General features: G+C 25.7%; 2 protein-coding genes and 2 pseudogenes. 3 read left to right on the forward strand and 1 reads right to left on the reverse strand.

The genetic code is table 11. From position 1 onward, the window contains the following. The 3 genes and pseudogenes from J8J04_RS02955 to J8J04_RS02965 all read left to right on the forward strand — a co-directional run. Positions 1-281 (forward strand): annotated as a pseudogene (locus J8J04_RS02955) (hypothetical protein); the annotation flags it as partial. 483 nt (positions 282-764) lie between these two features. Continuing rightward, positions 765-1,109 carry a hypothetical protein gene (locus J8J04_RS02960; protein WP_212332212.1) on the forward strand — a complete coding sequence of 115 codons (345 nt, stop codon included), beginning with the start codon at positions 765-767 and terminating at the stop codon, positions 1,107-1,109. Between the two features lie 761 nt (positions 1,110-1,870). After that, the gene (locus tag J8J04_RS02965) at positions 1,871-2,467 is read left to right on the forward strand and encodes a hypothetical protein (protein ID WP_212332214.1); all 597 of its coding nucleotides are present in this window, start codon (positions 1,871-1,873) and stop codon (positions 2,465-2,467) included. Positions 2,468-2,887: 420 nt separating this feature from the next. Here J8J04_RS02965 and J8J04_RS03225 read toward each other — a convergent pair. Beyond that, positions 2,888-3,452, reverse strand: a pseudogene (locus J8J04_RS03225) (sigma-70 family RNA polymerase sigma factor); the annotation flags it as partial.

Here is a 3,452-nt window from a genome sequence, read left to right on the forward strand (position 1 = left end):
AATTACAAACTCAAGGAATATCAACTTATAAAAACGATGAATTAACTGCAATTGATAACAAAAAAAGTAAATTACAAAGTGAAACATCAGAACTAGTTGGCCAAATAGGAGACATTAAAGTCAAAATTGGTAAATTAGAATCTAAACAAAGAATGTATGAAGACATGTTATCAAGTGCCCAAGAATTTAAAAAAGATTTAGAGTCGCAATATACAAATGCTGAAATACAATACAAACAATCAACCCTATCCTCCCTCAACTCCCTCTACGAAATCATCTAAAAAATAATTAATAATCAAAAAGGAGGATAAAAAAATATGGTAAAAAAAATAAACAAGAGGAATATTTTACAAAAGATAAAATTATAAACTCTCTAAAATATGTTTTTTTCATTATTATACTATTATTAGGAATTATTTATTGGAACATCAACTTTAACATAAATAGAGAAGAAACCAAAATAGATAAAGTTGACAACACTTTAACTGATTTTAAAAAAAGAAACTAAACAAGATTTTAAAGACACGCAATCTAAATCAGAACAAAATTTTAAAGACATGCAAACTAAATTAGATAATTTAAATAAAAAATAAATATTTCAATAAAATTAAAAAGGCGTTTATAAATATGAATATCTTAATTAAAAAAATTTTTGTTTATTTTATAATTTATTTTAAAAATTGATAAATTAATTGTTAAAATTTGAACTCTCTTTTCGAAAGCACTCGGTCTAGAAAAAATAATAAGGAGGTAATTTAAAGATTATGAATTTATTTATTGATACAATATTAACTTTTTGTAAAGTTTGTTTAGCTGTTTGTTGCGGATGTAATACAATAGATATTTATAAAGAAGAAATAGATGATTATTATCGTCCCGTTAAACAACAACAAAAATTAACTTATCATAAAAACCAGTTAAATAAAATGTGTTCATTAATACTTTCAGATGAAAATTGTGAAAAAAAATTTGAATATAAGCACGAAATCAAAGATATAAAAGAAATAATAGATAATATAAATAGTTTTAATTTGGAAGAAATAATACAATTCAAAACAACAATTTGTAATTATTATGAAGTCAAATACAATAAATTTTTTTATACATAAAAAAAATAACATTCAACCAAGACCCTTTCCAGGGTCTTTTTCTTTTACCCTAAACACTCACATCATTTGTCTAGGCCATAAACTCAATACCAAGGAGGAAAATTAAACATGAATCAAACAAAACCCCTAAAAAAGTTTTTTTATTAACTATTTCTTTATTAATCTTTATTTTATCCCATCACTCTATCTATGCCTATAACTATTTCCACCAACAAACCAAATCAAAAATAAAACTATCTGACTACCAAAACCTCCAAGAAGAATGGTTAAACACCCAACCTAAATTAAAAAGATACGACATCAACGTCCTAGATAAAAAAGATATCCCTAACATCTTAAAATATTTCGATATCCAAACTTCCACCTATGGCCTTGAAGAACCTTCATACAATCCTTATAATAAACAATTTTTTTATCCTAAACTCAAAAACCCTCCTCAAGGTCTTTTAGGCGTCTACTTTAAACCTCGTTCTAATCCCTTTAATATCAAATACCCTTATGATGAAGATTATGAATATACTCTCGAAAACCTTTTAAAATACGAAATCGCCATTGAAGAATCCTTTGTCTTTTGGGATGCCAAACAAAAACCTAACGAAGATAACCCAAATATACAATTAATAGTTTCTAATATCTTCGTCAGTCAAAACAAAGAAGAAATAATTAATCAATACTTAATCAACAACAACATTATCAAAGAACCAAAACTCATCAAATTAGGTTGTTACAACACCACACCTAACACTGGTTTGGTTGTTCCCTTGCCCCAAGAAACTCTAAATGATGTCAAAATCGATGCCATTTATTTTGATGATGACATTAGGATTATGAGCGAATCACCCAAAAAACAACTTTTAAGGCAACATATAGAAAACATACAAGAAATCGCCCAACTCCCAGATACCGTCGAAGATCTCTTAAAACTTTCCAACGGTGCCAAAAACATCTATCTTTTTACATTTAACACACAAAAAAGACCAATTCACATTAATCTCCCAGACAACATTAATCCCTATGAAGCCATCCGTGATTGGAAAAGGTCCAACAATTTATATGCTTATGAAGGAGAATGCAATAAACAAACTCAAAACGGCAATAATCCTATAACTATTACCGAACCTGCTTATAAAGAAATTAAAATACCATATACTCTTAATTTAATAGAAAACACTTTTGAAACCGAAGACAAAATATATCGCATCACTTGTCAAGATGCGCAACCAAAAAGCGATATTTTAAACACTTATCAAAAAGATTATGTAAAATGGTTAGAACAATGTTATATCCAATATGGTTGTACTGTGCTGTTCTTTTTTATTAGACAACTTTTGTTTTTAAAATTGTTCTTTAAGACTTAATCATTAGTCTTAAAGAATTTTTAAAAAGTAAAAATTGTCTAAACTTTTGTAACACCTCAGTTCTTTTAAATTGTTATGATTAGTAAAATGAAAAGTTACAATAATTGTAATAATAAGACCAATTAAATAAAAAAACACTTTAAATTGTTTTTTAGTTCTTCCATTTTGATTCTCCTTTTTTAATTTTTTTTAATTGATTAAGTTTTAGTTTTTACGAATTTTAAAACTAATTTCATTTTTTTGGAATTTTATATTTCGTTGATGCCAAAACTTATTTTTTTTCAATAGTTTAAAGACTTATTGAGGTTAAAAAAAAGCAATTTAATAATTGGTTATAATAATAATGAGTCAAAGATAATAAAAAAAAAGAATGAAAGAAAAATATTAAAAGATAGAAAATAATTTCTAGTTTCATATAATTTATTTTTTCAATTTCTTGATCGTTATATTTTTAAGAGTTTCTATTCGTCTTAAAATTAAATTAAGTTTATAAGATATTTCTTGATTCGAATAACTAGGTTGATGATCTTCATTAATATTTCCTAAAGGAATGCCAAAACTTAATCTAATAATATTTAATTCGTTTTCGTTTAATTTGGTTTTAAGTTTTTTAAGCAGTAATTCATGGTTTATTTGTTTTAACCACAATTGATGAGGATTAGGGGAATTTAATAATGCCAAAAGTGTTTTTCTTCTCCAAAAGAGGTGTTATTGGATTTATGGGTTTTTTGTGGAATTGAAGGGGATTGGCTTTTTCTTATCAGTTCATTGATTGCAAATTTTATTTTTGGAGTTGCGTAAGCAATAAAGTCATAACCTAAATCTTGTTAATTATTGAGAGTTTTCATTAATCCTAAGATTCTTTCTTGGTATAAATCCTTTCTTTCTAATAAACACGCGGATAATATTTAAATCTGTTTACTATCTTATTTACTAACGGTAAATGTAAATTGATTAATTGATTACGAATTTCTAAATTCTTTTT

The organism is 'Fragaria x ananassa' phyllody phytoplasma (assembly GCF_018274325.1).
Taxonomy (GTDB): Bacteria; Bacillota_I; Bacilli_A; order Acholeplasmatales; family Acholeplasmataceae; genus Phytoplasma.

What these genes read in the sequence shown, in the direction of transcription:
- J8J04_RS02960 (WP_212332212.1), top strand. Translation starts at nt 765, where the DNA reads ATGAATTTATTTATTGATACAATATTAACTTTTTGTAAAGTTTGTTTA.